Raw genomic sequence first — 26992 nt, 5'->3', positions numbered from 1 at the left:
GGTCAGAAGTCGCTATCGAGGCCGTCTTGAACCTGCTCGGCGGCGCGCAGCACCGCGCGCGCCTTGTTCTCGGTCTCTTGCCATTCGGATTCCGGCACCGAATCCGCAACTACGCCCGCTGCCGCCTGCACATACAGATTGCCGTTTGCGATCACGCCGGTGCGGATCGTGATCGCCAGATCCATTTCGCCCGTGAACGACAGATAGCCGACGGCGCCGCCGTACAGGCCACGTTTCACCGGTTCCAGTTCGTCGATCAGTTCCATCGCGCGAACCTTCGGCGCGCCGGACAGCGTGCCGGCCGGGAAGGTGGCGCGCAGCACGTCGAAATTGGTGGTGCCGGGTTTCAGTTTGCCTTCGACCGAACTCACGATGTGCTGCACGTGCGAGTACTTCTCGATCACCATCTGGTCGGTAACGACCACCGAACCGATCTGCGCAATGCGGCCCACGTCGTTACGCGCGAGGTCGATCAGCATCACGTGTTCGGCGATTTCCTTCGGATCGTTCAGCAGTTCGGTGGCGAGCTCGGCGTCGCGTTCCGGCGTGTTGCCGCGCGGACGCGTGCCGGCTAGCGGCCGGATCGTCACGATGCGATCTTCGCCACGCTTTTCCTGACGCACCAGAATTTCCGGCGACGCGCCGACCACGTGGAAGTCGCCGAAGTTGTAGAAGTACATATACGGCGACGGATTCAGCGAGCGCAGCGCGCGGTACAACGACAGCGGATTGTCGCGATACGGCTTGGTCAGACGCTGGCCGACCTGCACCTGCATCAGTTCGCCTGCGGCGATGTATTCCTTCGCCTTGCGCACGGCCGCGAGGTAATCGTCTTTGGCGAACTCGCGGTAAGTCTCGGTGCGCACGCTGGCTGACGTGACCGGCGGTTGCACGGTCGTGCGCAAACGCTGACGCAACTCACGCAGACGCTGTCTGGCTTTCGTGTACGCCTCGGGCTGCGTCGGGTCCGAGTACACCACGAGGTACAGCTTGCCCGCGAGGTTGTCGATCACCGCGACTTCTTCGGTGAGCAGCAACTGAATGTCCGGCAGGTTCAGATCGTCTTTCGGCGCAGTGTGCGCGAGCTTTTTCTCGATGTAGCGCACCGCGTCATAGCCGAAGTAGCCGGCCAGGCCACCCGCGAAACGCGGCAGACCGGGGCGCTGCGCCACTTTGAAGCGGCCCTGGAATTGCTGGATGAATTCGAGCGGATCGCCCTCGTGCGTTTCGACGACTTTGCCGTCCCGCACCACTTCCGACACGCCGTTGCGGGTGCGCAGCAGCGTGCGCGCCGGCAGGCCGATGAACGAATAGCGGCCAAAACGCTCACCGCCCACCACCGATTCCAGCAGGAACGAGTTGGCGCCGTTGCGTTCGCTCTGCGCAAGCTTGAGATACAGCGAGAGCGGCGTTTCGAGGTCGGCGAGCGCTTCGGCGATCAACGGAATGCGGTTGAAACCCTCGTTGGCGAGGGACTGGAATTCGAGTTCGGTCATGTTCCGATCCTGTACGTACGTCAGACGGCACTATGCGTCGGACAAAGCGGGGCGCGGCGCGCCCGGTCAGGCGTTCGTTCGACGTTTCGACACGATGATACCGACCGGCGCGAGTTTCCCATCGACGCATGCAAGGGATTTCAGCGCACAAGATGTACTTTGCGGGTACACGAAGGCCGAATCAACCGATGCAGCGAAACAAGGTGATGGAAAAAACGCGTGAGCGCAGCGAAGTAAAAAACGGTTGCCGAAGACGAGCTTCAGCGTACCTCAGGCGAGGTTAGCGCGACCAGCGACGCCAGGGCCAGGCTCCCCGGTCGATGCTAATCAGACTCCGTTTTTTATTCAGAAACATGAGGATGAAGGACTTTTCAAGTCGTGGAATGGTGCGCTGCGATAGCCTTGGCGGCATCGAGCAGCGAGGCAACTATACCATCGGATTTTATTTCTTGTACAGATCGGCCGTGGTTGTAGCCGTATGGCAGCGTCAGCGTGGCCATGCCCGCCGCGCGGCCTGCCAGCGCATCGTTTTCCGAATCGCCGATGGCGACCGTGGCTTGCGGTGCGACGCCTAGCTGTTCGGCGGCGGTGAGCATGGGAAGCGGATCGGGCTTCTTTTTCGGCAAGCTGTCGCCGCCGAGCACGACGCTGAAATACTGGCTGAGCCCGTATTGTTTCAGCAAGTCGACCGCGAAACGGTGCGGTTTGTTGGTGACGCACGCGAGTTTGAGGCCGGCATCGCGCATGGCGCTGAGGCCGGCTTCGACCTCGGGATACAGCCGCGTGTGCACGCCGTTGATCTTGGCGTACTCCTCTTGATAGATCGCGAGCGCTTCGTCGAAGCGGTCCTGTGCGTGGTCGGTTTCGAAGCGCTCGGCCAGCACACGGCGAATCAGATTCTCCGAGCCCTTGCCGATGTAGCCGACCACTTCCTCGCGCGAGGTTTCCGCCGCGTCGAGTTGTGCAAGCATGCCGTTCAGGCCGGCGGTGAAATCGTCTGCGGTATCGATCATCGTGCCGTCGAGGTCGATGATCGCGGCTTGCAGGCGCGGGCCGGTGAAGGTCGGGGCAGGGAACGGAGTCGTCATATTGCGTGCTGGGTGGGCGTGGGGCTTCAGTGCTGGATGTTGGCGAGCGCGGCGCGCATCTTGTCGATCACCACCTTGTGATCCGGCGCACCGAAGATCGCCGAGCCTGCCACGAACGTGTCCGCGCCAGCTGCCGCGATTTCGGCGATGTTGTCGACCTTCACGCCGCCGTCCACTTCGAGATGAATTTCGCGGCCGGTCTTTTCCTTATAGGCGTCGATCCGCTTGCGCGCTTCGCGCAGTTTGACGAGCGCCTCAGGAATGAACGACTGACCGCCGAAGCCCGGATTCACCGACATGATCAGCACCAGATCGACCTTGTCCATCACGTAGTCAAGATGGTTGAGCGAGGTGGCCGGGTTGAACACGAGGCCGGCCTTGCAGCCGTGGTCGCGAATCAGCGACAGCGTGCGGTCGATATGGTCCGAGCCTTCCGGATGAAAGCTGATCAGGTTCGCGCCAGCCTTGGCGAAGTCCGGCACGATGCGGTCGACCGGGCGCACCATCAGGTGCACGTCGATCGGCACGTCCACGTGCGGGCGGATCGCCTCGCAGACGAGTGGGCCGATTGTCAGGTTCGGCACGTAATGGTTGTCCATTACGTCGAAGTGAATCCAGTCGGCGCCGGCGGCGACAACGTTGCGGACTTCTTCGCCAAGGCGGGCGAAATCGGCGGACAGAATGCTGGGAGCGATGCGGAATTGCGTCATGGCGGGGGCGGATGCAAGCGGGAAAACGCCATTTTACCGTTTTGTGCGCTGCTGAATCGTCTCACGGAAGGTTGAGGCCGGTGCTGGGCTGTGTGCTGCAAAGGCGACAAAACGCCTTAACGGCCCTTGGCCAGAGGGATTTGTCCGGTTGCGGGCGTGCCGCGCATCAAGCAGAATGCCAAACCATAAGCGCTGCTTCGCCAATGCGCCCGCAAACCATTGGCGCTCGGGGCTTCCCACGATTTTTTTAGCCCGTTTCACCAGACCGGAATCAGGATGAGCCAGTACGAATTCAGCGTCTCGGCGCAGGTGCAGTACCTGCCCGAAGAGTCGGACCCGGAGCGCCGCCAGTATGCATTTGCATACACGCTGACTATCCGTAACAGTGGCCAGGTACCGGCACAGTTGATTGCGCGTCACTGGGTGATCACCGACAGCGAAAACAATGTGCAGGAAGTGAAAGGCTTGGGTGTGGTCGGGCATCAGCCGCTGCTCAAACCGGGCGAGCACTTCGAGTATACGAGTTGGGCTGTGATCGCCACGCCTGTCGGCACCATGCGCGGCGACTATTTCTGCGTGGCAGAGGACGGCGAGCGCTTTGACGCACCTGTGCCCGAGTTCATTCTGCGTATGCCGCGTACTTTGCATTGAACCGCAGGCGCGGCCGGCGGTCTTTAAAAAGCGTTACGGCGCAGCTTTACTGAGATTTTTGCTGCTTTTGCTGCTCATTGGCGGCGGCGCGGGCGGCCTTCTTCTTGCCGGACGACGTCCAGACAACGATAAAGACGAGCAGGAAGAGCGCGAGGAGCGATTCCAGCGCGAAGATGAGCATCGGGTATTCGTCGAACAGATCAGACATGGCGGTTTCCATCAAGAACGAACATTGTATGCGTTTTGTCCGCACGGCCGGAGCATGGCTCGGCGCGCTTTCGGTGGCGGTAATGCTGGCTTCCTGCGGTGGCGGCGGTGCGGTCCGGCCTTCGGTTTCGCCACCCACGGGTGCCGCGATCATACCCGGGCAGATCGCCGCGACGCGGCTCACGGCGGTAGCGTGGCAACAGGTGCCCGGCTGGCAGGACGATTCGCTGATCGGCGCAACGGCTGCGTTGCGGCAAAACTGCGTGAGACTTGCGCGTCAGCCGAATTGGGCTCGCGCGTGCGCGGCGGCCTCGCAGATCGACGATCTGGACGTCACCAGTGCGCGGGCATTTTTCGAGGCGTATTTCACACCGTTCCAGTTGGCCAATAATGACGGCACGCTCGATGGCCTCGTCACCGGCTACTACGAGCCTTTGCTACGCGGTTCGCGCACGCGGCATGGCGTGTATCAGACAGCGCTGTACCGCTGGCCATCCGGTTATCGCGCGGGCGCTCAGTTGCCGTCGCGTGCGCAGCTCGAGCGTGCGGGCGTGCTCAACGGCAACGAACTCGTGTGGGTCGACGATCCGATCGAAGCCTTCTTCCTGCAAGTGCAGGGGTCCGGACGTGTCGTGATGGAAGACGGCAGCGTGATGCGGGTTGGCTTTGGCGGCACGAACAATCAGCCGTACAAGTCGATTGGACGGTGGTTGCTCGATCGAGGCGAGCTGACGCCGGCGCAGGCGACCATGCAGGGCATCAAGGCATGGGCGCGCGCGAATCCGACGCGGGTCGACGCGTTGCTCGATATCAATCCGCGCTTCGTGTTCTTCCGCGAGATGCCCTCCGGCGAGAGTGTGCCGAGCGGCGGGGCGGATGGTCCGATCGGCGCACTGGGTGTGCCGTTGACGCCGGAGCGTTCGATCGCGGTGGATCCGACTTCGATTCCGCTGGGGACGCCGGTGTTCCTGCAGACCACGAGACCGTTGACGAACTCACCGATGAATCGCCTGGTCTTCGCGCAGGACACGGGGTCCGCGATCAAGGGCGGCGTGCGCGCGGACTATTTCTGGGGTCTCGGCGACGATGCCGGTGATCTGGCCGGCAAGATGAAGCAGGGCGGACGGATGTGGTTGTTGTTGCCGAATTCGTGAGAATTTGGCGGTAAGCGGCGAGGGCTTTCTGATCGCTGGTTTCTGGTTTGATAACGGCGCTGACGCCGATCAGCTCCGTTATCAACCTTCGACCTTCGGGGTTTTGGCGCTTCGCTTAAAGCCCCGACTTCCGCTTGTCCACTACCCGCCGTGCTTTGCCTACCGAACGCTCGATGCCGTTCACACCCAGCACGTTCACAACTGCGCTCACGCCGATCAGCGCCTTGATGTCATAGGCTAACGCCTGCTTCGCCGTACTCAGTGCAGCCGTATCCGGCGCCGATTCCGGGCAAGGCTCGACGTTCAACGTCAGAACGTCGAGCGGGCCTTCCTTGGTCAGCACGATCTGATAGTGGGGCGCGAGGGCGTGCTGTTTAAGCAGCAACTCTTCGATCTGCGTTGGGAACACGTTGACGCCGCGCACGATCATCATGTCGTCCGAACGGCCCGTGATCTTTTCCATCCGGCGCATGGTGCGTGCGCTGCCCGGCAGGAGGCGGGTCAGATCGCGCGTTCGGTATCGGATGATCGGCAGCGCTTCCTTGGTCAACGACGTGAAGACCAGTTCGCCGAGTTCGCCGTCCGGCAGCACCTCGCCGGTTTCAGGATCGATGATCTCCGGATAGAAATGATCTTCCCAGATGGTCGGGCCGTCTTTCGTCTCCACGCATTCCGACGCAACGCCAGGTCCCATCACTTCAGACAAACCGTAGATATCGACAGCGTCGATGCCCATGCGCTTTTCGATTGCCTGGCGCATGTCGTTGGTCCACGGTTCCGCGCCGAAGATGCCTAGGCGTAGCGAACAGTTCGCCGGATCGATGCCTTGCCGTTCGAGCTCGTCGGCGATCGACAACATATAGCTCGGCGTCACCATGATGATGTCAGGCCGGAAGTCCTGAATCAGTTGCACCTGCTTTTCAGTCTGGCCGCCGCCGAACGGAATCACCGTCAGCCCCGCGCGTTCGGCGCCATAGTGTGCGCCCAGGCCGCCCGTGAACAGGCCGTAGCCGTAGCTCACGTGAACCTTGTCGCCGCGCTTCGCACCCGCGGCGCGGATCGAACGTGCGACGAGATTCGCCCAGGTATCGATATCGCGCGCCGTGTAGCCGACAACCGTCGGCTTGCCCGTCGTCCCGGACGATGCGTGGATCCGCGAGATCTGTTCCTGCGGCACTGCGAACATGCCGAACGGGTAACTGTCGCGCAAATCCTTCTTGGTGGTGAAGGGGAAGCGCGCCAGGTCCGAAAGAGTTTTCACTTCGCTCGGGTGAACGCCTGCTTCATCGAATTTTTGCCGGTACACCGGCGAATTTTCATAAGCGTGGTTCAGCGACCATTTGAGCCGCTCGAGTTGGAGCGCGGCAAGTTCGTCGCGGCTGGCTGTCTCGATGGGATCGAGCGGGAGGGCGGTGGTCATCGAATGTCTCCTTGCTGCCTCAATGCTTGGGTCTGGTGTGTCGTGCGCTTGCGCGCAAAAAACGGTGGACTTGCTGCTATCTATGTAGGTGCTGCCGATCTGTCGCGGACGCGCCGCGATCTAGCTGTTCAAGCTGTTGTTCAATCGCCCGTAGGAATCAGGTTGCCTTTGATCTGCGCAGATTTGCCGCGAAACATCGCCACGGTCTCCTCTGCGCGATTCGTGACGCGAATGTCGTAAATGCCGGTGCGGCCGCTCAGCGTTTGCTCGACCGCTTCAGCTGTCAGCACGTCGCCGCCTTGTACGGGCCGCAGGAACTCAATCGAGCAGCCGGCTGCGACGGTGTTGATGTTGTACGTGTTGCAGGCGAAAGCGAACGTCGAATCAGCGAGCGTGAAAATCAGGCCGCCGTGGCAAATCTGATGGCCGTTGAGGAAATCGTCGCGCACGGCCATGCGCAGACGCGCATACCCTGGGCGCACTTCTACGATTTCGAGCCCGAGCGCCCGGCTGCACGCATCGTTTTCGTACATGGCGGCCGCGGTTGCGCGAGCGAGTTCGTCGGGTGTCATTTGGGTGGGGTGGTTCGGTTGCGCGGACATATCAGCGACCCTCGAAGCGCGGTGCGCGTTTTTCCACGAACGCCTGCACACCTTCTGCGTAATCGTGCGAAGCGCCGAGTTCGCGTTGCATATCGCGTTCAAGATCGAGCTGCTGATCCAGTGTCTGCGTCGCGCCGGCGCGCATTGCCTGCTTGATCGCGGCGATGGCGCGTGTGGGTTGCTGCGCCAGTTGTGTTGCGAGTTTGCTTGCTGTGGTAGCTAGCTCGGTGTCATCAACCGTTTGCCAGATCAGCCCCCAGCTCTCGGCTTTCTCCGCGCTGAGTTTGTCGCCGGTGATGGCAAGACCCAAGGCGCGCGCCATGCCGACGCGTTGCGGCAGGAACCAGGTGCCGCCCGAGTCCGGTACGAGACCGATCTTCACGAATGCCTGGATGAAGCTCGCCGAACGGGCGGCAAGCACGAGATCGCAAGCCAGGGCGAGATTGGCGCCGGCGCCGGCGGCCGTACCGTTGACCGCAGCAATCACGGGCAGCGGCAGTGCTTGCAGGCGGCGAATCAACGGGTTGAAATGCACGTCGATCAGTTCGCCCAGATCGGTCATCGCGCCTGGCGTGAAGTCGAGATCCGCGAGATCCTGTCCTGCGCAGAAGCCGCGGCCCGCGCCGGTCAGCACGAGCGCACGCGCGCCGGACGCTTCGACCTGGTCGAGTGCGTCGCGCAATTCCTGGTGCATCGCGCGGGTAAAGCTGTTGAGCTTGTCCGGGCGGTTCAGCGTGATAGTCGCTACGCGGCTCGATGTATCGATGTCGAGGCGAATCGCTTCATATGACATTGGGTGTCTCCTCAAAGTCTCTTTGATCAGCGGCGCAATGGGCGGCGGCGTTAGCGTCAGAGCCGCTCGATGACCAATGCAATGCCTTGGCCTACGCCGATACACATCGTGCAAAGCGCAAAGCGGCCGTTGATTCGTTCCAACTGATAAAGCGCGGTGGTGATCAAACGCGCGCCGGAAGCGCCGAGCGGGTGGCCGAGCGCAATCGCTCCGCCATTCGGATTGACGCGCGGATCGTCGTCGCGCAGACCGAGCGTACGCAAGACGGCCAGTCCCTGTGACGCAAAGGCTTCGTTCAACTCGATCACGTCGAATTGCTCGAGTGTCATGTTCAACTGCTTCAACAGCTTTTGCGTGGCAGGCGCCGGGCCGATACCCATGATGCGCGGTTCCACGCCCGCCGTTGCCATGCCCACCACGCGCGCGCGGCGGCGCAATCCATATTGATCTGCAGCATCCTGGTTCGCGAGCAGCAGTGCGCACGCGCCGTCGTTCACACCCGATGCATTGCCGGCGGTCACGCTGCCGTCGGGACGGACCACGCCCTTGAGCTTGCCCAGGCTTTCGAGCGACGTTTCGCGCGGATGCTCGTCGAGCGTCACGCGTACGGGGTCGCCTTTCTTCTGCGCGATTTCAACGCCGACGATTTCCTGAGCGAGCGTGCCGTCGCGCTGTGCGCGAGCTGCTTTTTGCTGGCTCGCCAGAGCAAAGGCGTCCTGATCCGCACGGCTTACGCCGAACTCGACGGCCACGTTTTCCGCGGTCTCCGGCATCGAATCGACGCCGTATTGGCGCTTCATCAGTGGATTGATAAAGCGCCAGCCGATGGTCGTGTCGTAAATATCTGCCTGCCGTGAAAATGCACTGGTGGCCTTACCCATCACGAACGGCGCGCGCGTCATGCTTTCGACGCCGCCTGCAATCATCAATCGCGCTTCGCCGGCCTTGATGGCGCGCGCCGCGGTGCCGACCGCGTCCATACCCGAGCCGCACAGACGGTTGATGGTCGTGCCGGATGCGGCAGTGGGCAAGCCGGCCAGCAAAGCCGCCATACGAGCCACGTTACGGTTGTCGTCACCGGCCTGATTGGCACAGCCATAGATCACGTCGTCGAGGGCCTGCCAGTCGACACTGGCATTGCGTTCGATCAACGCCCTGATCGGTACCGCGCCGAGGTCGTCGGCGCGGACATCCTTCAGGGCGCCGCCGTAACGGCCGATTGGAGTGCGAATCGCGTCGCAGATGAAGGCGTCGTTCATGTGGGTTCCTACTGGGACGGATCGGCGGGACTTGCCAATCCGATGTCTCATGTTAGTTGGGGTGCACGGCTCGGTCCATTCGGCCAAACGGCATAGGGCGAAAGCCGTGCTTTTGTCTTATGCCACTCAGCCAGCTACCGCCGGTGCCGCTTTCGGTTCAACATGAACGCGACTTTGAACGACGCGGAAGCGGTTCGCGACAAAGGCTGCGTCGGCCAGCGCGGCATTTGCTGCCGGGTTTGCGCCCGTGCCGTGGAAGTCGGAGAAGGCTGCAGACTGATTGACGAAAACGCCGCCCGTCAAATTGATCGAGAGTGCTACGCCGCCGCGGATCGATGCTTCATGCGCCTCTTCGAGCACGGCTTCGTCCGTGCTGTAGACCGACAGCGTCAACGCGCCGTGCTCGGCGGCGATGGCGCCGGCAAGGTCGAGCGATTGCGCGGTCGAGTCCGTCGCGATCACGAAGGAGATCGGGCCGAACCATTCTTTGGTGAACTGCGCGTGGTCGGTGGCGGCGTCCAGTTGGAGCACGAGCGGTGTGCGCACGCGGGCGCCGGCAAACGCTGGATGTTCGAGCGATTGGCTTTCCACGAGAACGCGGCCGAGCTTGCTTGCTTCCTCGATGCGCTGGGTTACGCTTTCGTTCTGGATCGCGCCGAGCAGTTCGACGGCTCGAGCCGGGTCGGCGACCAGTTTTTGCACGGCGCCGGCGATAGCTTGAGCCACGTCGTCGAATCCGAGCGTGCCTTCAGCGGTGCGGATGCCGGTGCGCGGTACGTAGATGTTTTGCGGCGCGGTGCACATCTGACCCGAGTACAGCGCGAGCGAGAAGGCGATATTGCGAGCGGCGGCTTTGATGTCGTCCACGGAGTCGATCACGATCTGATTGACGCCGGCCTTTTCGGTGTAGACCTGAGCCTGATGCGCATTGCGCTCCAGCCAGGTGCCGTTTTGGGTACTGCCCGTGAAGTCGATGAGCTTGATTTCAGGGCGCAGCGCCAGATCCTGGACGAGTGCGCCGTCATTCGGCTCCGTGGCTAGCAGCGTAACGACGTTCGGGTCGAATCCGGCTTCGCGCAACACGTCGCGTGCGATGCGTACGGTCAACGCGAGCGGCAGAATCGCGCCAGGATGCGGCTTGACGATGACCGTGTTGCCTGTTGCAAGGTCAGCGAAGAGGCCCGGATAGCCGTTCCACGTCGGGAAGGTGCAGCAGCCGAGCACGAGGCCGGTGCCGCGCGGCACGACGGTGTAGCGTTTGTGCATCGCGAGTGGCGGATTTTTTCCCTGCGGCTTTTCCCAGTGGGCATCGGCGGGAATACGGCGCAATTGATCCCAGGCGTACACGACCGCTTCGAGTGCACGGTCTTGCGCATGCGGGCCGCCGGCCTGGAAGGCCATCATGAATGCTTGACCGGTAGTGTGCATCACGCTGTAGCCGATTTCGAAGCTTGCGCGATTCACGCGCGCGAGGATTTCAAGGCATACGCCGATCCACGCCCGTGGGCCGGCTGCGCGCCAGTCACGCTGTGCGGCGGCTGCCGCGGAGATCAGCACGTCGGGATCGGCTTTCGGATAGCGCACGCCAAGCGGGAACCCGAACGGCGAGACTTCAGCGCCGACGGTTTCCCCGGTCGACGGCTGGTCCAATTCGAACGTCTTGTTCAGGTGCGCTTTGAATGCGGCTTCGCCGTCTGCACTAGCCGTTTCCCCGTACACTTTCGGACTGGGCATCTCGACGAACGGACTCCAGTAGCCGCGCGTTTCGACCGCGGTGAGTGCCTTTTGCAGCGTGTCTTCGTGCTTGATGAATAGCGGATGTGTCATGGCAATGGGGCTTTGCTGTACGTTGGGAAAAGCCTGTCTAATAATTGACCGACCGGTTGGTTGGTGAATGGTAGCATTATTAAGATGGCTGCGCGAAGCGTTTTCGTTTTCGCGCGCCACTAACCATTAGGAGGCTGCATGGCTTACGAAAACATTCTGGTTGAGACGCGAGGGCGAGTCGGTTTAGTCACGTTGAATCGCCCGAAGGCACTGAATGCGCTGAACGATGCCTTGATGGACGAACTGGGTGCAGCGCTGCGCGAGTTCGATGCCGACGACGCGATCGGTGCGATCGTGGTGACCGGCAGCGAGAAAGCGTTTGCCGCCGGCGCTGACATCGGCATGATGGCGACCTACACCTATATGGATGTCTACAAAGGTGACTACATCACCCGCAACTGGGAAACGGTGCGCTCCATCCGCAAGCCGATCATCGCCGCGGTAGCGGGTTTCGCGCTCGGCGGTGGTTGTGAGCTGGCGATGATGTGCGACATGATTTTTGCCGCCGACACTGCGAAGTTCGGCCAGCCGGAAATCAAGCTCGGCATCATGCCGGGTGCTGGCGGTACGCAGCGACTGCCGCGCGCCGTCTCAAAGGCGAAGGCGATGGACCTCTGCCTGACCGCCCGTTTCATGGATGCCGCCGAAGCCGAGCGGGCCGGATTGGTCTCGCGCGTAATTCCCGCGGCTTCCCTTCTTGACGAAGCGGTGGCTGCTGCCGCGACCATCGCTGAATTCCCGTTGCCAGCGGTGATGATGGTCAAGGAATCGGTGAACCGTGCGTACGAAACGACGCTTGCAGAAGGTGTGCATTTCGAGCGCCGCCTCTTCCACTCGCTCTTCGCTACGGAAGATCAGAAGGAGGGAATGGCCGCGTTCGTTGAGAAGCGCAAACCAGTTTTCAAGCATCGTTAATACGCTTGTCAAAATAACGCTTGCAAGGCGCGGTGCGGCTCGCTAGAATCTCGCTCTTTCGTGCTTCGGACAGCGAGGCACGGGAGGCGGGAGAGCCAGCAGTGGCAAGGCTTTGCGCGAAGTGAACGGGTTCAGGAAGTTATAAAAACCTGTTGACGGCGTAGCGGAAGTTCTTCATAATCTCGTTTCTCTGCTGCAGATGCAGCGACGCAGAACGAAGCGGTGCCGGTGGTTGCGAGGTATGCGGCACGGTGCGGTTTCGGTAGTGAATGCGGATCGATCTTTAAAAATTAACAGCCGATAAGTGTGGGCGCTTGATGCGCGACGCGCGCCGGAGCCTTCGGGGTCCGGCATAAGCGAAAGTATCAAGTCTCACACTAGTATTAAAGGAAGGTTTTCCTGTCGGGGTGGATTCACGCCGATGGGATGATCATTCGTCAGTACGTTGAGTGAGCGACCGGGTTCGAAAGAGCCCGAAAAACAGTAACAGGTTTGAACTGAAGAGTTTGATCCTGGCTCAGATTGAACGCTGGCGGCATGCCTTACACATGCAAGTCGAACGGCAGCACGGACTTCGGTCTGGTGGCGAGTGGCGAACGGGTGAGTAATACATCGGAACGTGTCCTGTAGTGGGGGATAGCCCGGCGAAAGCCGGATTAATACCGCATACGCTCTACGGAGGAAAGGGGGGGATCTTAGGACCTCTCGCTACAGGGGCGGCCGATGGCAGATTAGCTAGTTGGTGGGGTAAAGGCCTACCAAGGCGACGATCTGTAGCTGGTCTGAGAGGACGACCAGCCACACTGGGACTGAGACACGGCCCAGACTCCTACGGGAGGCAGCAGTGGGGAATTTTGGACAATGGGCGCAAGCCTGATCCAGCAATGCCGCGTGTGTGAAGAAGGCCTTCGGGTTGTAAAGCACTTTTGTCCGGAAAGAAAACCTCCGCCCTAATATGGTGGGGGGATGACGGTACCGGAAGAATAAGCACCGGCTAACTACGTGCCAGCAGCCGCGGTAATACGTAGGGTGCAAGCGTTAATCGGAATTACTGGGCGTAAAGCGTGCGCAGGCGGTTCGCTAAGACAGATGTGAAATCCCCGGGCTTAACCTGGGAACTGCATTTGTGACTGGCGGGCTAGAGTATGGCAGAGGGGGGTAGAATTCCACGTGTAGCAGTGAAATGCGTAGAGATGTGGAGGAATACCGATGGCGAAGGCAGCCCCCTGGGCCAATACTGACGCTCATGCACGAAAGCGTGGGGAGCAAACAGGATTAGATACCCTGGTAGTCCACGCCCTAAACGATGTCAACTAGTTGTCGGGTCTTCATTGACTTGGTAACGTAGCTAACGCGTGAAGTTGACCGCCTGGGGAGTACGGTCGCAAGATTAAAACTCAAAGGAATTGACGGGGACCCGCACAAGCGGTGGATGATGTGGATTAATTCGATGCAACGCGAAAAACCTTACCTACCCTTGACATGTATGGAACCCTGCTGAGAGGTGGGGGTGCCCGAAAGGGAGCCATAACACAGGTGCTGCATGGCTGTCGTCAGCTCGTGTCGTGAGATGTTGGGTTAAGTCCCGCAACGAGCGCAACCCTTGTCCCTAGTTGCTACGCAAGAGCACTCTAGGGAGACTGCCGGTGACAAACCGGAGGAAGGTGGGGATGACGTCAAGTCCTCATGGCCCTTATGGGTAGGGCTTCACACGTCATACAATGGTCGGAACAGAGGGTTGCCAAGCCGCGAGGTGGAGCCAATCCCAGAAAACCGATCGTAGTCCGGATCGCACTCTGCAACTCGAGTGCGTGAAGCTGGAATCGCTAGTAATCGCGGATCAGCATGCCGCGGTGAATACGTTCCCGGGTCTTGTACACACCGCCCGTCACACCATGGGAGTGGGTTTTACCAGAAGTGGCTAGTCTAACCGCAAGGAGGACGGTCACCACGGTAGGATTCATGACTGGGGTGAAGTCGTAACAAGGTAGCCGTATCGGAAGGTGCGGCTGGATCACCTCCTTTCTCGAGCTAACGTGTCAATGCGTTGAGCGCTCACGCTTATCGGCTGTGAATTAGGACAGTAAGTCAGACAGACTGAGGGGTCTGTAGCTCAGTCGGTTAGAGCACCGTCTTGATAAGGCGGGGGTCGATGGTTCGAATCCATCCAGACCCACCATTGTCTTGTCTGCGATGGCTGCGCTAGTCGATGAACCCTGAAGTGTGATGATGCTATCTGTGCATGACTGGGGGATTAGCTCAGCTGGGAGAGCACCTGCTTTGCAAGCAGGGGGTCGTCGGTTCGATCCCGTCATCCTCCACCAATCTTCAATGCCGGTTTTACTGCGGCAAGCCCTGAAAGGGGTTTGCGGTGTAGTGAAACAGGCATTGGCGATTGAGCCAGTCAGAGTGATACGCGGTTATAGCAATCGTGATATCGGCTGTCGTTCTTTAACAATCAGGAAGAAGTAGTAAAGAGATTCACGAAAGCATACTTAGAGATGGGTGTGTGAGTAGGTGAATCAGGGTTGTGATTGTATCAATGTATTTTTAAGTGATCGAAAGATTGCTTTGGAATACGGCGCAACACGAATACTCAACCTGTAGCGATTGTGGCGAAGGTGGCATTCCCAGTGAATGACACATGAGACACACCCGTTATAGGGTCAAGCGAACAAGTGCATGTGGTGGATGCCTTGGCGATCACAGGCGATGAAGGACGCGGTAGCCTGCGAAAAGCGACGGGGAGCTGGCAAACGAGCTTTGATCCGTCGATGTCCGAATGGGGAAACCCACCTCTTTTGAGGTATCCGTAACTGAATACATAGGTTACGTGAAGCGAACGCGGTGAACTGAAACATCTAAGTAACCGCAGGAAAAGAAATCAACCGAGATTCCCAGAGTAGTGGCGAGCGAAATGGGATCAGCCTGTACTCTTTATTCTTATTGTTAGTCGAAGGCTCTGGAAAGTGCCGCCATAGCAGGTGATAGCCCTGTAGACGAAAACAGTTTGAAAGAACTAGGTGTACGACAAGTAGGGCGGGACACGTGAAATCCTGTCTGAAGATGGGGGGACCATCCTCCAAGGCTAAATACTCGTGATCGACCGATAGTGAACCAGTACCGTGAGGGAAAGGCGAAAAGAACCCCGGGAGGGGAGTGAAACAGATCCTGAAACCGCATGCATACAAACAGTCGGAGCCTCGCAAGGGGTGACGGCGTACCTTTTGTATAATGGGTCAGCGACTTACATTCAGTGGCAAGCTTAACCGATTAGGGCAGGCGTAGCGAAAGCGAGTCCGAACAGGGCGTTCAGTCGCTGGGTGTAGACCCGAAACCAGGTGATCTATCCATGGCCAGGATGAAGGTGCGGTAACACGTACTGGAGGTCCGAACCCACTAACGTTGAAAAGTTAGGGGATGAGCTGTGGATAGGGGTGAAAGGCTAAACAAACCTGGAAATAGCTGGTTCTCTCCGAAAACTATTTAGGTAGTGCCTCGTGTATCACCTTCGGGGGTAGAGCACTGTCATGGTTGTGGGGTCCATTGCGGATTACTACGCCATAGCAAACTCCGAATACCGAAGAGTGCAATCACGGGAGACAGACATCGGGTGCTAACGTCCGGTGTCAAGAGGGAAACAACCCAGACCGCCAGCTAAGGTCCCCAAATATTGCTAAGTGGGAAACGAAGTGGGAAGGCTAAAACAGTCAGGAGGTTGGCTTAGAAGCAGCCATCCTTTAAAGAAAGCGTAATAGCTCACTGATCGAGTCGTCCTGCGCGGAAGATGTAACGGGGCTAAGCAATATACCGAAGCTGCGGATGCACATTTATGTGCATGGTAGGAGAGCGTTCCGTAAGCCTGCGAAGGTGCACTGGAAAGTGTGCTGGAGGTATCGGAAGTGCGAATGCTGACATGAGTAGCGATAAAGGGGGTGAAAGGCCCCCTCGCCGTAAGCCCAAGGTTTCCTACGCAACGTTCATCGGCGTAGGGTGAGTCGGCCCCTAAGGCGAGGCAGAAATGCGTAGCTGATGGGAAGCAGGTTAATATTCCTGCACCATTGTTAAATGCGATGGGGGGACGGATCGCGGAAGGTTGTCCGGGTGTTGGAAGTCCCGGTCCTTGCATTGGAGAAGGCGCTTTGGCAAATCCGGGCGCGGAATTCAAGGGTGCGAGGCCATTCACTTAGGTGAAGAAGCAACTGGAAGTGGTTCCAAGAAAAGCCTCTAAGCTTCAGTTTAACAGGACCGTACCGCAAACCGACACAGGTGGGCGAGATGAGTATTCTAAGGCGCTTGAGAGAACTCGGGAGAAGGAACTCGGCAAATTGGTACCGTAACTTCGGGATAAGGTACGCCCCTGTAGCTTGACTGGCCTGCGCCAGAAGGGTGAAGGGGTTGCAATAAACTGGTGGCTGCGACTGTTTAATAAAAACACAGCACTCTGCAAACACGAAAGTGGACGTATAGGGTGTGACGCCTGCCCGGTGCCGGAAGATTAAATGATGGGGTGCAAGCTCTTGATTGAAGTCCCGGTAAACGGCGGCCGTAACTATAACGGTCCTAAGGTAGCGAAATTCCTTGTCGGGTAAGTTCCGACCTGCACGAATGGCGTAACGATGGCCACACTGTCTCCTCCCGAGACTCAGCGAAGTTGAAGTGTTTGTGATGATGCAATCTCCCCGCGGCTAGACGGAAAGACCCCATGAACCTTTACTGTAGCTTTGCATTGGACTTTGAACCGATCTGTGTAGGATAGGTGGGAGGCTATGAAGCGTGGACGCCAGTCTGCGTGGAGCCGTCCTTGAAATACCACCCTGGTTTGTTTGAGGTTCTAACCTTGGTCCGTTATCCGGACTGGGGACAGTGCATGGTAGGCAGTTTGACTGGGGCGGTCTCCTCCCAAAGTGTAACGGAGGAGTACGAAGGTACGCTAGGTACGGTCGGAAATCGTGCTGATAGTGCAATGGCATAAGCGTGCTTAACTGCGAGACCGACAAGTCGAGCAGGTGCGAAAGCAGGTCATAGTGATCCGGTGGTTCTGTATGGAAGGGCCATCGCTCAACGGATAAAAGGTACTCTGGGGATAACAGGCTGATACCGCCCAAGAGTTCATATCGACGGCGGTGTTTGGCACCTCGATGTCGGCTCATCTCATCCTGGGGCTGTAGCCGGTCCCAAGGGTATGGCTGTTCGCCATTTAAAGAGGTACGTGAGCTGGGTTTAAAACGTCGTGAGACAGTTTGGTCCCTATCTGCCGTGGGCGCTGGATATTTGAAGGGGGCTGCTCCTAGTACGAGAGGACCGGAGTGGACGAACCTCTGGTGTACCGGTTGTCACGCCAGTGGCATCGCCGGGTAGCTATGTTCGGAAGAGATAACCGCTGAAAGCATCTAAGCGGGAAACTCGCCTTAAGATGAGATATCCCCGGGGCTTCGAGCCCCTTGAAGGGTCGTTCAAGACCAGGACGTTGATAGGTCAGGTGTGGAAGCGCAGTAATGCGTTAAGCTAACTGATACTAATTGCCCGTAAGGCTTGATCCTATAACAGGTGTGTTTCGTTTCGGGTTGCGCTTTAGCGCTTAGCCGAAACAACCCCCGCAGGGGGCAGCACACAGGTTGAGATCAGTGTTGTGCCGGAAACAACACAACCCCCGAATCTCCCTCTGGTGAGCATCACCAGAAACTACTTCTTCCAGATTGGCTGTCTTGCCCCAAGGCACTACAGCAACAAGTCATGCCTGATGACCATAGCGAGTCGGTCCCACCCCTTCCCATCCCGAACAGGACCGTGAAACGACTCCACGCCGATGATAGTGCGGATTCCCGTGTGAAAGTAGGTAATCGTCAGGCTCCCCTGCAGCAACAGAAACCCCACCCCAAAAGGTGGGGTTTCTGCGTTTACGGCGGCAGCAACCGGCCCGGAACAGCAGACCCGGAAAAGCAGACCCGGAAAAGCAGACCCGGAAAAGCAGACCCGGAAAAGCAGACCCGGAAAAGCAGACCCGGAAAAGCAGACCCGGAAAAGAAGACCCGGACCCGCTACGCGGCTGCGCCTTGCCATGCCATCACGGCTGCGACAGTCTGCTCACTGCCGTGCGCAGGCAAGATCTACCCTTCCTCTTCAAATCTGCCTTCAGGGCCGTGCGCAGACCGGCGGCCCGTTCGCCAGCCATCGCCGGACCGGAAAACTCCGGCGCCACGCAACTTCGCCCGGTACGCGCCGGTTCCTCCGGCGCTCACTCCTTTCCGATCCGCAGCGCGTTCGCGTAACCCGTCAGTCCAGATAAACGTGCCTGATCCCAGTAGCGTGTCACACAGACAAAGACACGCGCGACGTACAGGCCGTCGACCAGATCCATTCAGCCGCCTTATTTCCCCTGTGCCAGAAATCGCTGCGCCAGCCGCACCCAGTACGTTGAGCCGATCGGCAATAGCTCATCGTTGAAGTCATAGCTCGCGTTATGCAGCATGCAAGGCCCGGCGCCATGTCCTGAGTCCCGGTGTCCACCGTCACCATTGCCGAGAAATGCATAACAGCCCGGCTTGGCCAGCAGCATGAACGAAAAATCCTCGGCGCCCATCGTCGGTTCGACCGCGTCGTCGACATTTTCCGCGCCGACAATTTCTTTCATGACTGCCGCAGCAAAGCGCGCCTCTTCGCTACTGTTGATGGTCGGCGGATAGTTGCGGTGGAAGTGGATATCCACCGAGCAATCGTAAGCCTCGGCCGTACTTTCGGCGATCTTGCGCATGCGCGCTTCAATCAGATCAAGCGTTTCGGTGGTAAAAGTCCGCACGGTGCCTGCAATCCACGCATCGTCCGGGACGACATTGACGGCGTCGCCGGCGTGGATCTGGGTGATCGACAGAACCGCAGTATCGAGCGGTTTCTTGTTTCGCGTGATGATGCTTTGCAACCCGTTCGCGATCTGTACCGCCGTGAACACGGGGTCGCGGCCATTGTGCGGCAATGCCGCGTGCGAACCCACGCCTTTGATTTCAATGCGGAATTCGTTGCTGGATGCCATGATCGGGCCTTCGGTCACGCCGAAGTGGCCTGCCGGCATACCCGGCCAGTTGTGAATTCCGAAAACGGCATCGACCGGAAACTTCGTGAACAGGCCATCGTCGATCATCGCCTGCGCGCCGGCACCGCCTTCTTCTGCAGGCTGAAAGATGAACACGATCGTGCCGTCAAATTCGCCGTGCTTGACCAGATGTCGCGCCGCGCCGAGCAGCATCGCGGTATGTCCGTCATGACCGCACGCGTGCATTTTGCCGTCGTTCCGCGAGCGATGATCGAAGCTGTTTAGCTCCTGAATCGGCAACGCATCCATGTCGGCGCGCAGTCCGATCGAACGCGATCCGTTGCCGCGCTTCAGTATGCCGACTACACCTGTTTTGCCCAATCCGCGATGAATTTCGATGCCCCAGGACTCAAGTGTTCTGGCAACCAGATCCGCTGTGGCTGTCTCTTCGTAGCGCAACTCGGGATGTGCATGAATCGTTCGGCGGAGGGTCTGAATTTCACCGTGGGCGGCCTGGATTTCTGGGATCAGTTTCATGATGGTGCGCTTGTGCTTTGCTTTGCGTGGAATCGCTCGGGGCCATATCGCCCGGGGCACGTTGATAACCGATTCTACGCCGAAGGCGTTTTTGGCGGCAGCACCCGAGTCAACGGGCAACGGACGTAATAAAATCCGGGATCGTCTCACCGCTTACCGCTCTCCTGGACGGATCGCCGATGAATGCTCCGACTGAATTCGCCCGCGCGGTGTGCCCGCACGATTGCCCTGATACCTGCGCGATGCGCGTGATCGTCGAAGACGGACGGGCGATCAAGGTCGTCGGCGATCCCGACCATCCTCCGACTCAAGGTGCGCTATGTACCAAAGTCAGTCGCTATGCCGAGCGGGTGCACCATCCGCATCGACTGACCACACCGATGAAGCGCGTCGGCCCCAAAGGCGAAGGCCGTTTTGAACCGATCAGCTGGGATGAGGCGTACGAGTTGGCGGCAGCACGCCTGTCGGAGATTGCGAACCGGGCACCTGAAGCCATCATGCCGTACAGCTACGCGGGCACGATGGGCCTGGTTCAAGGCGAAAGCATTGCGCAGCGATTCTTTCACAAACTCGGCGCATCGCAGTTAGACCGCACGATTTGTGCAGCCGCCGGCGCGGCGGGGCTGAAATACACCTACGGCGCGAGCCTCGGTATGCATACCGAGTTTTTTGCCGAGAGCGAGGTCATTCTGATCTGGGGCTCGAATCCCATCGCATCGAACCTGCACTTCTGGACACGCGTTCAGGAAGCCAAGCGTCGCGGCGCACGGTTGATCGCCATCGATCCGTACCGGTCACTGACAGCGGAAAAATGCCACCAGCACATTGCACTGAAACCGGGAACCGACGGCGCTTTAGCGCTTGGCATGATCAACGTGCTGATCACGGAAAATCTGCTCGACCACGCCTACATCGCGGCCCATACGCTGGGCTTTGCTGAACTGAAAGACCGCGCGCTCAGCTATCCGCCGTCGCGTGCCGCCCAGATTTGCGGTATCGACGAGCAGGTGATCGTCGAGCTTGCACGCCTTTACGGCAGCACGAAAAAAGCCGCGATCCGGATGAACTATGGCCTGCAGCGGGTGCGTGGCGGCGGTAACGCCGTGCGCGCAATTGCGTGTCTGCCTTCGCTGACCGGCGCATGGCGCGAGCGAGCGGGCGGTGTGTTGCTGTCGTCGGGCGGATGGGCGCCGGTGGATTCGCACGCGTTGCAGCGCCCGGACCTGATGCCGGGCTGGCCTGCAAAGGCATCGCGCGTGATCAATATGAACGCAATCGGCGACGCGTTGCTGCACCCGGGCGACGCTACGTTCGGCCCGAAAGTCGAAGCGATCATCGTTTATAACTCGAATCCGGTGGCGGTCGCGCCGGATTCGGAACGGGTTGCCGCAGGTTTTGCACGCGAGGACCTGTTCACGATCGTGCTCGAGCACTTTCAGACCGACACCGCGGACTACGCCGATCTGCTTTTGCCTGCCACGACACAACTCGAACACCTCGACGTGCATAAGTCGTACGGACACACGCATGTGATGGTCAACTTGCCGGCGATCGCGCCGGTTGGCGATGCACGCCCGAACACCGAGATATTTCGTGGCTTCGCACGTCACATGGGCCTTCAGGAGCCGGCGCTTTACGAAAGCGACGACGCTATCGCACAGTCGGCATTCCGCTGGGACGACAACACGCTGCAAGGCGTCAGCTGGGACTCGTTGAAGAAAACAGGCTGGGCAAAGCTGAACCTGCCTGACGCGCCGTTCGCCGAGGGTGGTTTTCGCACGCCGTCCGGAAAATGCGAGTTCTTCAGCGAGCGCCTTGCGCAGCAAGGGCTCGATCCGCTGCCGGATTATCTGCCGCCTTACGAATCCGCAGACGGCGCGCCCGAGCTCGCCGCCCGTTACCCGCTTGCGATGATCTCGCCGCCTGCCCGCAACTTCCTGAACAGCACTTTCGTCAACGTTGAAAGCTTGCGCTCGACGGAAGGCGAGCCGCACCTGGACATTCACCCAGCCGACGCGCAGCAGCGAAACATCGCCGACGGCGACCAGGTGCGCATATTCAACGATCGCGGCGCGATGCACGCACGCGCCCGTGTCACCGACAAGGCACGGCAAGGGCTTGTGGTCGGCCTGTCGATCTGGTGGAAAAAACTCGCGCCGGACGGCCGCAATGCCAACCAGGTCACCAGTCAGGCGCTCACCGACCTGGGCGGATCGGCCACGTTTTATGACTGCCTTGTCGAAGTCGAACGCGCCTGAAAACCTGCTCAAAAATCTCGCGGCCACGGCCCTCAGCGGGTTCGAGGCTGCAGTCTAACCCGCCCGCTTTTCGCGAATAGCACAGGGGTGCCCATGCTACGATGCGTTTTTAGCACGACCATTCGAAAATAAAGGAGGAGACGCTGCATGGACAAAATCTGGCTGAAATCTTATCCACCCGGCGTTCCCGCAGAGATTGACCCGACTCGCTATTCGTCCGTCGCCGAACTGCTCGAAGAAGCCTTCCGCGACTACCGCGCCAAACCGGCCTTCGTGTGCATGGGCAAGGAAATCAGCTACGGCGAGCTTGATGTGCTTTCGCGCAAGCTGGCCGCGTGGTTTCAGTCGAAGGGCCTTGCCCGCGGCGCCCGCATCGCGATCATGATGCCGAACGTGCTGCAATATCCGGTGGCCATCGCGGCGATCCTGCGCGCGGGCTACGTCGTAGTGAATGTGAACCCGCTTTACACGCCGCGCGAGCTCGAGCATCAGCTCAAGGACAGCGGCGCGGAAGCGATCATCCTGCTCGAAAACTTCGCTGTCACGCTGCAGGCAATCGTACGCAACACGTCGGTCAAACACGTCGTTGTCGCCGCAATGGGCGATCTGATGGGCGTGAAGGGCGCGTTGGTGAACTTCGTCGTGCGTCGCGTGAAGAAGATGGTGCCGGCGTGGAGTCTGCCGGGCCACGTCAAGTTCAATACCGCAATCGCCGAGGGCGGGCGCCAGAGTTTCAAGCCGGTCCAGCAAGGTCCGGACGACGTCGCCTTTCTCCAGTACACGGGTGGCACGACCGGCGTGGCCAAGGGCGCGACGCTCCTGCATCGGAACCTGATCGCGAATGTGCTGCAGTCGGAAATCTGGCTGGATCCGGTTCGCGCTAACCGCACGGACATCGATCAGTTCATCACGGTTGTCGCGCTGCCGCTCTATCACGTCTTTGCGTTGACGGTGTGCGGGCTTCTGACGATCCGCACGGGCGGCCTCGGTGTGCTGATTCCAAATCCGCGCGACATCCGCGGCATGATCAAGGCGCTGGAAGGCTACCCGATCACGACGATTCCCGCTGTCAACACGCTGTACAACGCGATGTTGAACAGCCCTGACTTCCACAAACTCGATTTTTCGAAGCTGATCGCAGCAAATGGCGGCGGTATGGCGGTGCAGGAAGCCGTCGCCAAACGCTGGTTCGAGCACACGCATACGCCGATCATCGAAGGCTACGGTCTGTCGGAGACGTCGCCGTGCGTCACCTGCAATCCGGTCACCGTCACGGAATATAGCGGCACGATTGGCTTGCCGCTGCCGTCCACGGAAATCTCGATTCGTGACGACGAAGGCAACGAGGTGCCGCTCGGCCAGCCGGGAGAAATCTGTATTCGCGGTCCGCAGGTGATGGCTGGCTACTGGAACCGTCCGGATGAAACGGCCCAGGTCATGACGCCGGATGGCTTCTTCAAATCGGGCGATGTCGGATTGATGAACGAAAATGGCTTCGTCAAGATCGTCGATCGGAAGAAGGACATGATTCTGGTCTCCGGCTTCAACGTCTATCCGAACGAAATCGAGGACGTGGTCGCCAAGCTGCCGGGCGTGTTCGAAGTCGCGGCGGTTGGCGTGCCGGATCAGCATTCGGGCGAAGCGGTGAAACTGTTCGTGGTGAAGAAAGACCCGGCGCTTACCGACGCGGACATCTTTGCGTATTGCAAGCAGCAGTTGACCGGTTACAAGCGGCCGAAGATCGTCGAATTCCGGACTGAGTTGCCCAAGAGCAATGTCGGCAAGATTCTGCGTCGCGAGTTGCGCGACGGCCGGGCATAGGCGCATCACGCGTATCAGGCTCGTTGTCCGGGGCAGCGCCAACTAGAAGTAACGCATGGCAGGAAAGAAAGAGAAAGGCCTGGCAGATGGAAATCTGCCAGGCCTTTCTCTTTGGCCCGTCGTTTCCACGCCAGCCAGTCGATCCGTGGCGCGCCGCGCGGCCATAAAAAAAGGCGCCCGAAGGCGCCTTTGAGGCAGACTGCTTTATTACGACTTATTAGAACTTGTGGCGAATACCGACGCGAGCTGCGAGTTGGTTCTGGTTCGACGAACCCGTCAGGCCGTTGATGCCAGCCGTTGCGTCGACCGTAGCGCCCGATGCATTCAGCGTTTCGCCCAGAGCGTGTTGGTACACACCGATCACGTACACGTCGGTACGCTTGGACAGGAAGTAGTCCACGCCGAGCGAGCCTTGGTGGTACTGAGCACGCGATGCGCCGTTGATTTCCGCGCCGCGCGTGTAGTCATACGCTGCGCCGACCAGCAATGCCGGGGTCAACTGATACTTGAAGTTGAGTTCCGCATTGTTGAACGTAGCCGACTGACCCTTGTACGGCGACGTGAACGAAGCGCCCAGGTTGCCGAAGCGGATGTTCGAGTACGTTGCACCGATCGTTGCTGCGCCGAACGTGTATGCGCCGCCTGCACCGATCACCTGGTACGTGTTAGCCGATGCGAAGCCAGCGTAGACCGGCGACGTCACAGCTGCGTTCGCTGCCGTCGTCGTGCCGCCATTGTTGAACAGGCCACCCGATGCCGACGGGGTGCGCGCGTTCAAGTAGCCGACGCCCAAGACCAACGGACCGTTGTTGTAGCCAGCGCCCAACGACCAGATCTGGTTCGACGTGACGTTGCCAGCAACGCCGCCGAAGCTGTACGTGCCGCCGAACGTCAGGCCGCCGTAGTTTGCGCTCGTGTACTTGACCGTGTTGTTGGTGCGGTACGCGTTGTTGAAGTTGTCGATGTCACCCGGGTGAGCAGCGATGTAGCCGCCCCACTGGTCACCGGCTTCCAGCGGACCGACGTAGTCGACGACGGAGTCGTACTGACGACCCATCGTGACCGTGCCGAACTGGCTCGACAGACCGACGTAAGCTTGACGACCGAACATCAGGCCGCCTTGACCCAGCTTGCCGGTGTTCACGTCAAAACCGTTTTCCAACACGAAGATTGCCTTCAGACCGCCGCCCAGATCTTCCGTGCCACGCAGGCCGAAACGCGAACCTTGCAGAACGCCGCTGGACAGGTTGTACAGGTGCTTGCCACCCGAATTGGTGTTGATGTTGAAGCCTTCGTCAATGATACCGTACAGGGTCACGCTGCTCTGAGCATGTGCGACGCCTGCGAATGCGCCCAGTGCTGCGAGAGCGAGAAGCGACTTTTTCATCGAATGATCTCCAAGGATTACGAATCTTTTGTACAAGGCGAATATTTATGTAGCGTTGAGGCCTTGCATGTCCAACTTCGCGAGAAGTTGCACGTAATGTAACAAAAGGCATACATGGCACAAAGAAAAAGGAGACGGTCAGGACGGTTCCTGTTTCGTTTACGCAACATGGTCTAAAATCCAGAATTGGCCACAGGATTCGCCCGAATTCGCGGTTCGCGAACCGCCGGGTTTGTCCTGCAAAGCCTTGTCATGCGGACCTGCTGACGTGGCGCGGCGGTTGTCGAATCAGGGAGTGCTGAATGTTTCTGGACGAGTTAATTAGCGAGTTTGATCGGGGTTTACGCTCAATGACCGGCGTGTCGCGGATGAGTCGTCCGTTGCCGGTTCCGCAAGAATCGGTAATGGAACCTGCCGAGCTCTCCCAGGCGGAACGCGCGCATGCGGCCGGCTTGATGCGTGTGAATCATGTCGGCGAGGTGTGCGCCCAGGCGCTGTATCAGGCTCAGAAACTCGCTACCAGGTCGCCGTCTTTGCGGGCTGTGTTCAATCACGCGGCCATAGAAGAAGAGGACCATCTGGCGTGGACCGCCAAACGCCTCGAGGCACTCGATTCGCGTCCAAGTCTGTTGAACCCGCTTTGGTATACAGGGGCGCTGGCAATCGGCCTCGCGGCAGGCCGCCTGGGCGATCGGGTGAGTCTGGGCTTCATGGCCGAAACCGAACGTCAGGTCGAGCAGCATCTGGACAGCCATCTGGATCAGTTGCCCGAGGCCGACCGCGAGTCGCGTGCGATCGTCGAACAGATGCGCGTGGACGAAGCGGAGCACGGTAAGTCCGCCATGGACGCAGGCGGTGTCGAGTTGCCGTTTCCTGCGCGCGCACTCATGCGGGCAGTATCGAAAGTCATGACACGCACTGCCTATTACATATAAGTTCGACGTCTCCTCACGCATTGTCTGAGAGTGGGGCGGCGCTTCGCGCGCCGTCTGCCCGCAATACCCCGGAACGCCAGCAAACACCTTCCAATCCCGCTTCACGATCTCTTACATTCCGCGCCTTTCCCTCGCACTTTTCACGTATCACCTTCACAAGTTTCACTAGCTCATTCATTTATAACGGTTTTCCGTTTTATGTCTGACGTGAAGGAGTCGCGCTAAGTCCTTGTTCTAACAAACAAAATTCGCTCGAAAAGCGCGTATCTCCCTTGACCCCTGTTTAGCGTTACTCTAAAGTGGGAGACAGTGTGAGAAAGTGTATTTTTGTGTGATCTCACGAGCGGTTTCGGGTAGATTTTCACGAATCGGGCAGCCGGCGCAAAAGCGCCGTTAGCAACCAGGTTGCATGGGACCCGAGTAAGCGCCAAAGCGCTAACTCGGGTCGACAGGGGAGAGCGAAGTGTTCCAAGGGGCGTCGGCGCTGACGCTCGATGCGAAAGGGCGGATGTCGATTCCCTCTCGTTATCGGGATGCGCTGCAAACACAGGCAGAGGGCCGGGTGACGATCACCAAGCACCCGGACGGCTGCCTGTTGCTCTTTCCGCGCCCGGAGTGGGAGATCTTCCGTGACAAGGTCGACAAGCTGCCCATGAACGCGGCCTGGTGGAAGCGCATTTTTCTCGGCAATGCCATGGACGTCGATATGGACGGCGCGGGCCGTGTGCTCGTGTCGCCGGAATTGCGCGCAGCCGGCTCGCTGGAAAAAGAAGTGAACCTGCTCGGCATGGGTCGTCACTTCGAGTTGTGGGACGCACAAATTTACGCAGCAAAGGAACAGGCAGCGATCGCCGAGGGCATGCCCGAAGCGTTAAAGAATTTCACGTTCTGATCGCGGATTA

19 protein-coding genes, 2 tRNA genes and 3 rRNA genes are annotated in these 26992 nt (G+C 59.3%); 12 read left to right on the top strand and 12 right to left on the bottom strand.

Annotated features, from left to right (window positions below; translation table 11 throughout):
• Positions 1-2: 2 nt before the first annotated feature.
• The 3 genes from trpE to rpe form a co-directional block, all read right to left on the bottom strand.
• A complete protein-coding gene (gene trpE / locus ACOSV0_RS17820; RefSeq protein ID WP_434107439.1) occupies positions 3-1496 on the bottom strand; it encodes an anthranilate synthase component I in 1494 nt (497 codons plus the stop codon).
• A 371-nt stretch (positions 1497-1867) separates the two neighbouring features.
• Positions 1868-2584 carry a phosphoglycolate phosphatase gene (locus tag ACOSV0_RS17815; protein ID WP_434107438.1) on the bottom strand — a complete coding sequence of 239 codons (717 nt, stop codon included), beginning with the start codon at positions 2582-2584 and terminating at the stop codon, positions 1868-1870.
• A gap of 26 nt (positions 2585-2610) precedes the next feature.
• Positions 2611-3294 (bottom strand): ribulose-phosphate 3-epimerase, encoded by a 684-nt coding sequence (gene rpe / locus ACOSV0_RS17810; RefSeq protein WP_434107437.1) that lies wholly within the window; start codon positions 3292-3294, stop codon positions 2611-2613.
• Between the two features lie 276 nt (positions 3295-3570).
• On the opposite strand from rpe, the gene apaG reads away from it, so the two are divergent.
• On the top strand, positions 3571-3945 hold the full coding sequence (gene apaG, locus ACOSV0_RS17805; protein ID WP_175054164.1) for a Co2+/Mg2+ efflux protein ApaG: 375 nt from the start codon (positions 3571-3573) through the stop codon (positions 3943-3945).
• 46 nt (positions 3946-3991) lie between these two features.
• Here apaG and ACOSV0_RS17800 read toward each other — a convergent pair whose 3' ends face one another.
• Positions 3992-4153 (bottom strand): hypothetical protein, encoded by a 162-nt coding sequence (locus ACOSV0_RS17800; protein ID WP_434107436.1) that lies wholly within the window; start codon positions 4151-4153, stop codon positions 3992-3994.
• A 28-nt stretch (positions 4154-4181) separates the two neighbouring features.
• On the opposite strand from ACOSV0_RS17800, the gene mltA reads away from it, so the two are divergent.
• Entirely contained in the window at positions 4182-5306 is a 1125-nt protein-coding gene (gene mltA / locus ACOSV0_RS17795; RefSeq protein ID WP_434107435.1) for a murein transglycosylase A, read from the top strand.
• 115 nt (positions 5307-5421) lie between these two features.
• On the opposite strand, the gene paaK is transcribed toward mltA, so the two are convergent.
• From paaK to paaN, 5 genes are all read right to left on the bottom strand, one after another.
• Entirely contained in the window at positions 5422-6726 is a 1305-nt protein-coding gene (gene paaK, locus ACOSV0_RS17790) for a phenylacetate--CoA ligase PaaK (RefSeq protein ID WP_434107434.1), read from the bottom strand.
• A 140-nt stretch (positions 6727-6866) separates the two neighbouring features.
• Complete coding sequence (gene paaI, locus ACOSV0_RS17785) at positions 6867-7328, bottom strand: hydroxyphenylacetyl-CoA thioesterase PaaI (RefSeq protein ID WP_434107433.1); 462 nt, start codon at positions 7326-7328, stop codon at positions 6867-6869.
• A gap of 1 nt (position 7329) precedes the next feature.
• Complete coding sequence (gene paaG, locus ACOSV0_RS17780; protein ID WP_434107432.1) at positions 7330-8121, bottom strand: 2-(1,2-epoxy-1,2-dihydrophenyl)acetyl-CoA isomerase PaaG; 792 nt, start codon at positions 8119-8121, stop codon at positions 7330-7332.
• A gap of 56 nt (positions 8122-8177) precedes the next feature.
• Entirely contained in the window at positions 8178-9380 is a 1203-nt protein-coding gene (gene pcaF / locus ACOSV0_RS17775; protein WP_434107431.1) for a 3-oxoadipyl-CoA thiolase, read from the bottom strand.
• A 126-nt stretch (positions 9381-9506) separates the two neighbouring features.
• Positions 9507-11207 (bottom strand): phenylacetic acid degradation protein PaaN, encoded by a 1701-nt coding sequence (gene paaN / locus ACOSV0_RS17770; RefSeq protein WP_434107430.1) that lies wholly within the window; start codon positions 11205-11207, stop codon positions 9507-9509.
• A gap of 138 nt (positions 11208-11345) precedes the next feature.
• Between paaN and ACOSV0_RS17765 the strand changes: the two genes are divergently transcribed.
• From ACOSV0_RS17765 to rrf, 6 genes are all read left to right on the top strand, one after another.
• Positions 11346-12122: an enoyl-CoA hydratase gene (locus ACOSV0_RS17765; protein WP_434107429.1), complete on the top strand. Its 777-nt coding sequence runs from the start codon at positions 11346-11348 to the stop codon at positions 12120-12122.
• Between the two features lie 494 nt (positions 12123-12616).
• Positions 12617-14147 (top strand): 16S ribosomal RNA (locus ACOSV0_RS17760).
• A 77-nt stretch (positions 14148-14224) separates the two neighbouring features.
• A tRNA-Ile gene (locus ACOSV0_RS17755) sits at positions 14225-14301 on the top strand.
• A gap of 69 nt (positions 14302-14370) precedes the next feature.
• Positions 14371-14446, top strand: a tRNA-Ala gene (locus ACOSV0_RS17750).
• Between the two features lie 340 nt (positions 14447-14786).
• A 23S ribosomal RNA gene (locus ACOSV0_RS17745) occupies positions 14787-17665 on the top strand.
• A 196-nt stretch (positions 17666-17861) separates the two neighbouring features.
• Positions 17862-17974 (top strand): 5S ribosomal RNA (gene rrf / locus ACOSV0_RS17740).
• The 16S, 23S and 5S rRNA genes sit together here with 2 tRNA genes alongside, the layout of an rRNA operon.
• Positions 17975-18360: 386 nt before the next feature.
• On the opposite strand, the gene ACOSV0_RS17735 is transcribed toward rrf, so the two are convergent.
• Together ACOSV0_RS17735 and ACOSV0_RS17730 are read right to left on the bottom strand one after the other, a co-directional pair.
• The gene (locus ACOSV0_RS17735; RefSeq protein ID WP_434107428.1) at positions 18361-18483 is read right to left on the bottom strand and encodes a hypothetical protein; all 123 of its coding nucleotides are present in this window, start codon (positions 18481-18483) and stop codon (positions 18361-18363) included.
• Positions 18484-18492: 9 nt separating this feature from the next.
• Positions 18493-19689, bottom strand: coding sequence for a M20 aminoacylase family protein (locus ACOSV0_RS17730; protein WP_434107426.1), 1197 nt, complete (start codon positions 19687-19689; stop codon positions 18493-18495).
• 179 nt (positions 19690-19868) lie between these two features.
• Between ACOSV0_RS17730 and ACOSV0_RS17725 the strand changes: the two genes are divergently transcribed.
• On the top strand, positions 19869-21947 hold the full coding sequence (locus tag ACOSV0_RS17725; RefSeq protein WP_434107424.1) for a molybdopterin-containing oxidoreductase family protein: 2079 nt from the start codon (positions 19869-19871) through the stop codon (positions 21945-21947).
• 147 nt (positions 21948-22094) lie between these two features.
• Positions 22095-23768, top strand: coding sequence for a long-chain fatty acid--CoA ligase (locus ACOSV0_RS17720; protein ID WP_434107422.1), 1674 nt, complete (start codon positions 22095-22097; stop codon positions 23766-23768).
• A 217-nt stretch (positions 23769-23985) separates the two neighbouring features.
• Here the strand turns inward: ACOSV0_RS17720 and ACOSV0_RS17715 are convergent, their stop codons facing one another.
• Positions 23986-25155, bottom strand: coding sequence for a porin (locus ACOSV0_RS17715; protein ID WP_434107421.1), 1170 nt, complete (start codon positions 25153-25155; stop codon positions 23986-23988).
• Positions 25156-25457: 302 nt separating this feature from the next.
• Here ACOSV0_RS17715 and coq7 point away from each other — a divergent pair, with 302 nt between their 5' ends.
• Positions 25458-26090: a 2-polyprenyl-3-methyl-6-methoxy-1,4-benzoquinone monooxygenase gene (gene coq7 / locus ACOSV0_RS17710; RefSeq protein ID WP_434107420.1), complete on the top strand. Its 633-nt coding sequence runs from the start codon at positions 25458-25460 to the stop codon at positions 26088-26090.
• A gap of 463 nt (positions 26091-26553) precedes the next feature.
• Complete coding sequence (mraZ, locus tag ACOSV0_RS17705; RefSeq protein ID WP_025647927.1) at positions 26554-26982, top strand: division/cell wall cluster transcriptional repressor MraZ; 429 nt, start codon at positions 26554-26556, stop codon at positions 26980-26982.
• Positions 26983-26992: the final 10 nt, after the last annotated feature.

This window comes from Paraburkholderia caffeinilytica (assembly GCF_051027425.1).
GTDB classification, from domain to species: domain Bacteria; phylum Pseudomonadota; class Gammaproteobacteria; order Burkholderiales; family Burkholderiaceae; genus Paraburkholderia; species Paraburkholderia caffeinilytica_A.
The sequence above is the reverse complement of the archived record's forward strand: the minus strand, read 5'-3'. Positions and strand labels throughout refer to the sequence as shown.

What these genes read in the sequence shown, in the direction of transcription:
- trpE (WP_434107439.1), bottom strand. Translation starts at nt 1,496, where the DNA reads ATGACCGAACTCGAATTCCAGTCCCTCGCCAACGAGGGTTTCAACCGC.
- ACOSV0_RS17815 (WP_434107438.1), bottom strand. Translation starts at nt 2,584, where the DNA reads ATGACGACTCCGTTCCCTGCCCCGACCTTCACCGGCCCGCGCCTGCAA.
- rpe (WP_434107437.1), bottom strand. Translation starts at nt 3,294, where the DNA reads ATGACGCAATTCCGCATCGCTCCCAGCATTCTGTCCGCCGATTTCGCC.
- apaG (WP_175054164.1), top strand. Translation starts at nt 3,571, where the DNA reads ATGAGCCAGTACGAATTCAGCGTCTCGGCGCAGGTGCAGTACCTGCCC.
- ACOSV0_RS17800 (WP_434107436.1), bottom strand. Translation starts at nt 4,153, where the DNA reads ATGTCTGATCTGTTCGACGAATACCCGATGCTCATCTTCGCGCTGGAA.
- mltA (WP_434107435.1), top strand. Translation starts at nt 4,182, where the DNA reads ATGCGTTTTGTCCGCACGGCCGGAGCATGGCTCGGCGCGCTTTCGGTG.
- paaK (WP_434107434.1), bottom strand. Translation starts at nt 6,726, where the DNA reads ATGACCACCGCCCTCCCGCTCGATCCCATCGAGACAGCCAGCCGCGAC.
- paaI (WP_434107433.1), bottom strand. Translation starts at nt 7,328, where the DNA reads ATGTCCGCGCAACCGAACCACCCCACCCAAATGACACCCGACGAACTC.
- paaG (WP_434107432.1), bottom strand. Translation starts at nt 8,121, where the DNA reads ATGTCATATGAAGCGATTCGCCTCGACATCGATACATCGAGCCGCGTA.
- pcaF (WP_434107431.1), bottom strand. Translation starts at nt 9,380, where the DNA reads ATGAACGACGCCTTCATCTGCGACGCGATTCGCACTCCAATCGGCCGT.
- paaN (WP_434107430.1), bottom strand. Translation starts at nt 11,207, where the DNA reads ATGACACATCCGCTATTCATCAAGCACGAAGACACGCTGCAAAAGGCA.
- ACOSV0_RS17765 (WP_434107429.1), top strand. Translation starts at nt 11,346, where the DNA reads ATGGCTTACGAAAACATTCTGGTTGAGACGCGAGGGCGAGTCGGTTTA.
- ACOSV0_RS17735 (WP_434107428.1), bottom strand. Translation starts at nt 18,483, where the DNA reads ATGGATCTGGTCGACGGCCTGTACGTCGCGCGTGTCTTTGTCTGTGTG.
- ACOSV0_RS17730 (WP_434107426.1), bottom strand. Translation starts at nt 19,689, where the DNA reads ATGAAACTGATCCCAGAAATCCAGGCCGCCCACGGTGAAATTCAGACC.
- ACOSV0_RS17725 (WP_434107424.1), top strand. Translation starts at nt 19,869, where the DNA reads ATGAATGCTCCGACTGAATTCGCCCGCGCGGTGTGCCCGCACGATTGC.
- ACOSV0_RS17720 (WP_434107422.1), top strand. Translation starts at nt 22,095, where the DNA reads ATGGACAAAATCTGGCTGAAATCTTATCCACCCGGCGTTCCCGCAGAG.
- ACOSV0_RS17715 (WP_434107421.1), bottom strand. Translation starts at nt 25,155, where the DNA reads ATGAAAAAGTCGCTTCTCGCTCTCGCAGCACTGGGCGCATTCGCAGGC.
- coq7 (WP_434107420.1), top strand. Translation starts at nt 25,458, where the DNA reads ATGTTTCTGGACGAGTTAATTAGCGAGTTTGATCGGGGTTTACGCTCA.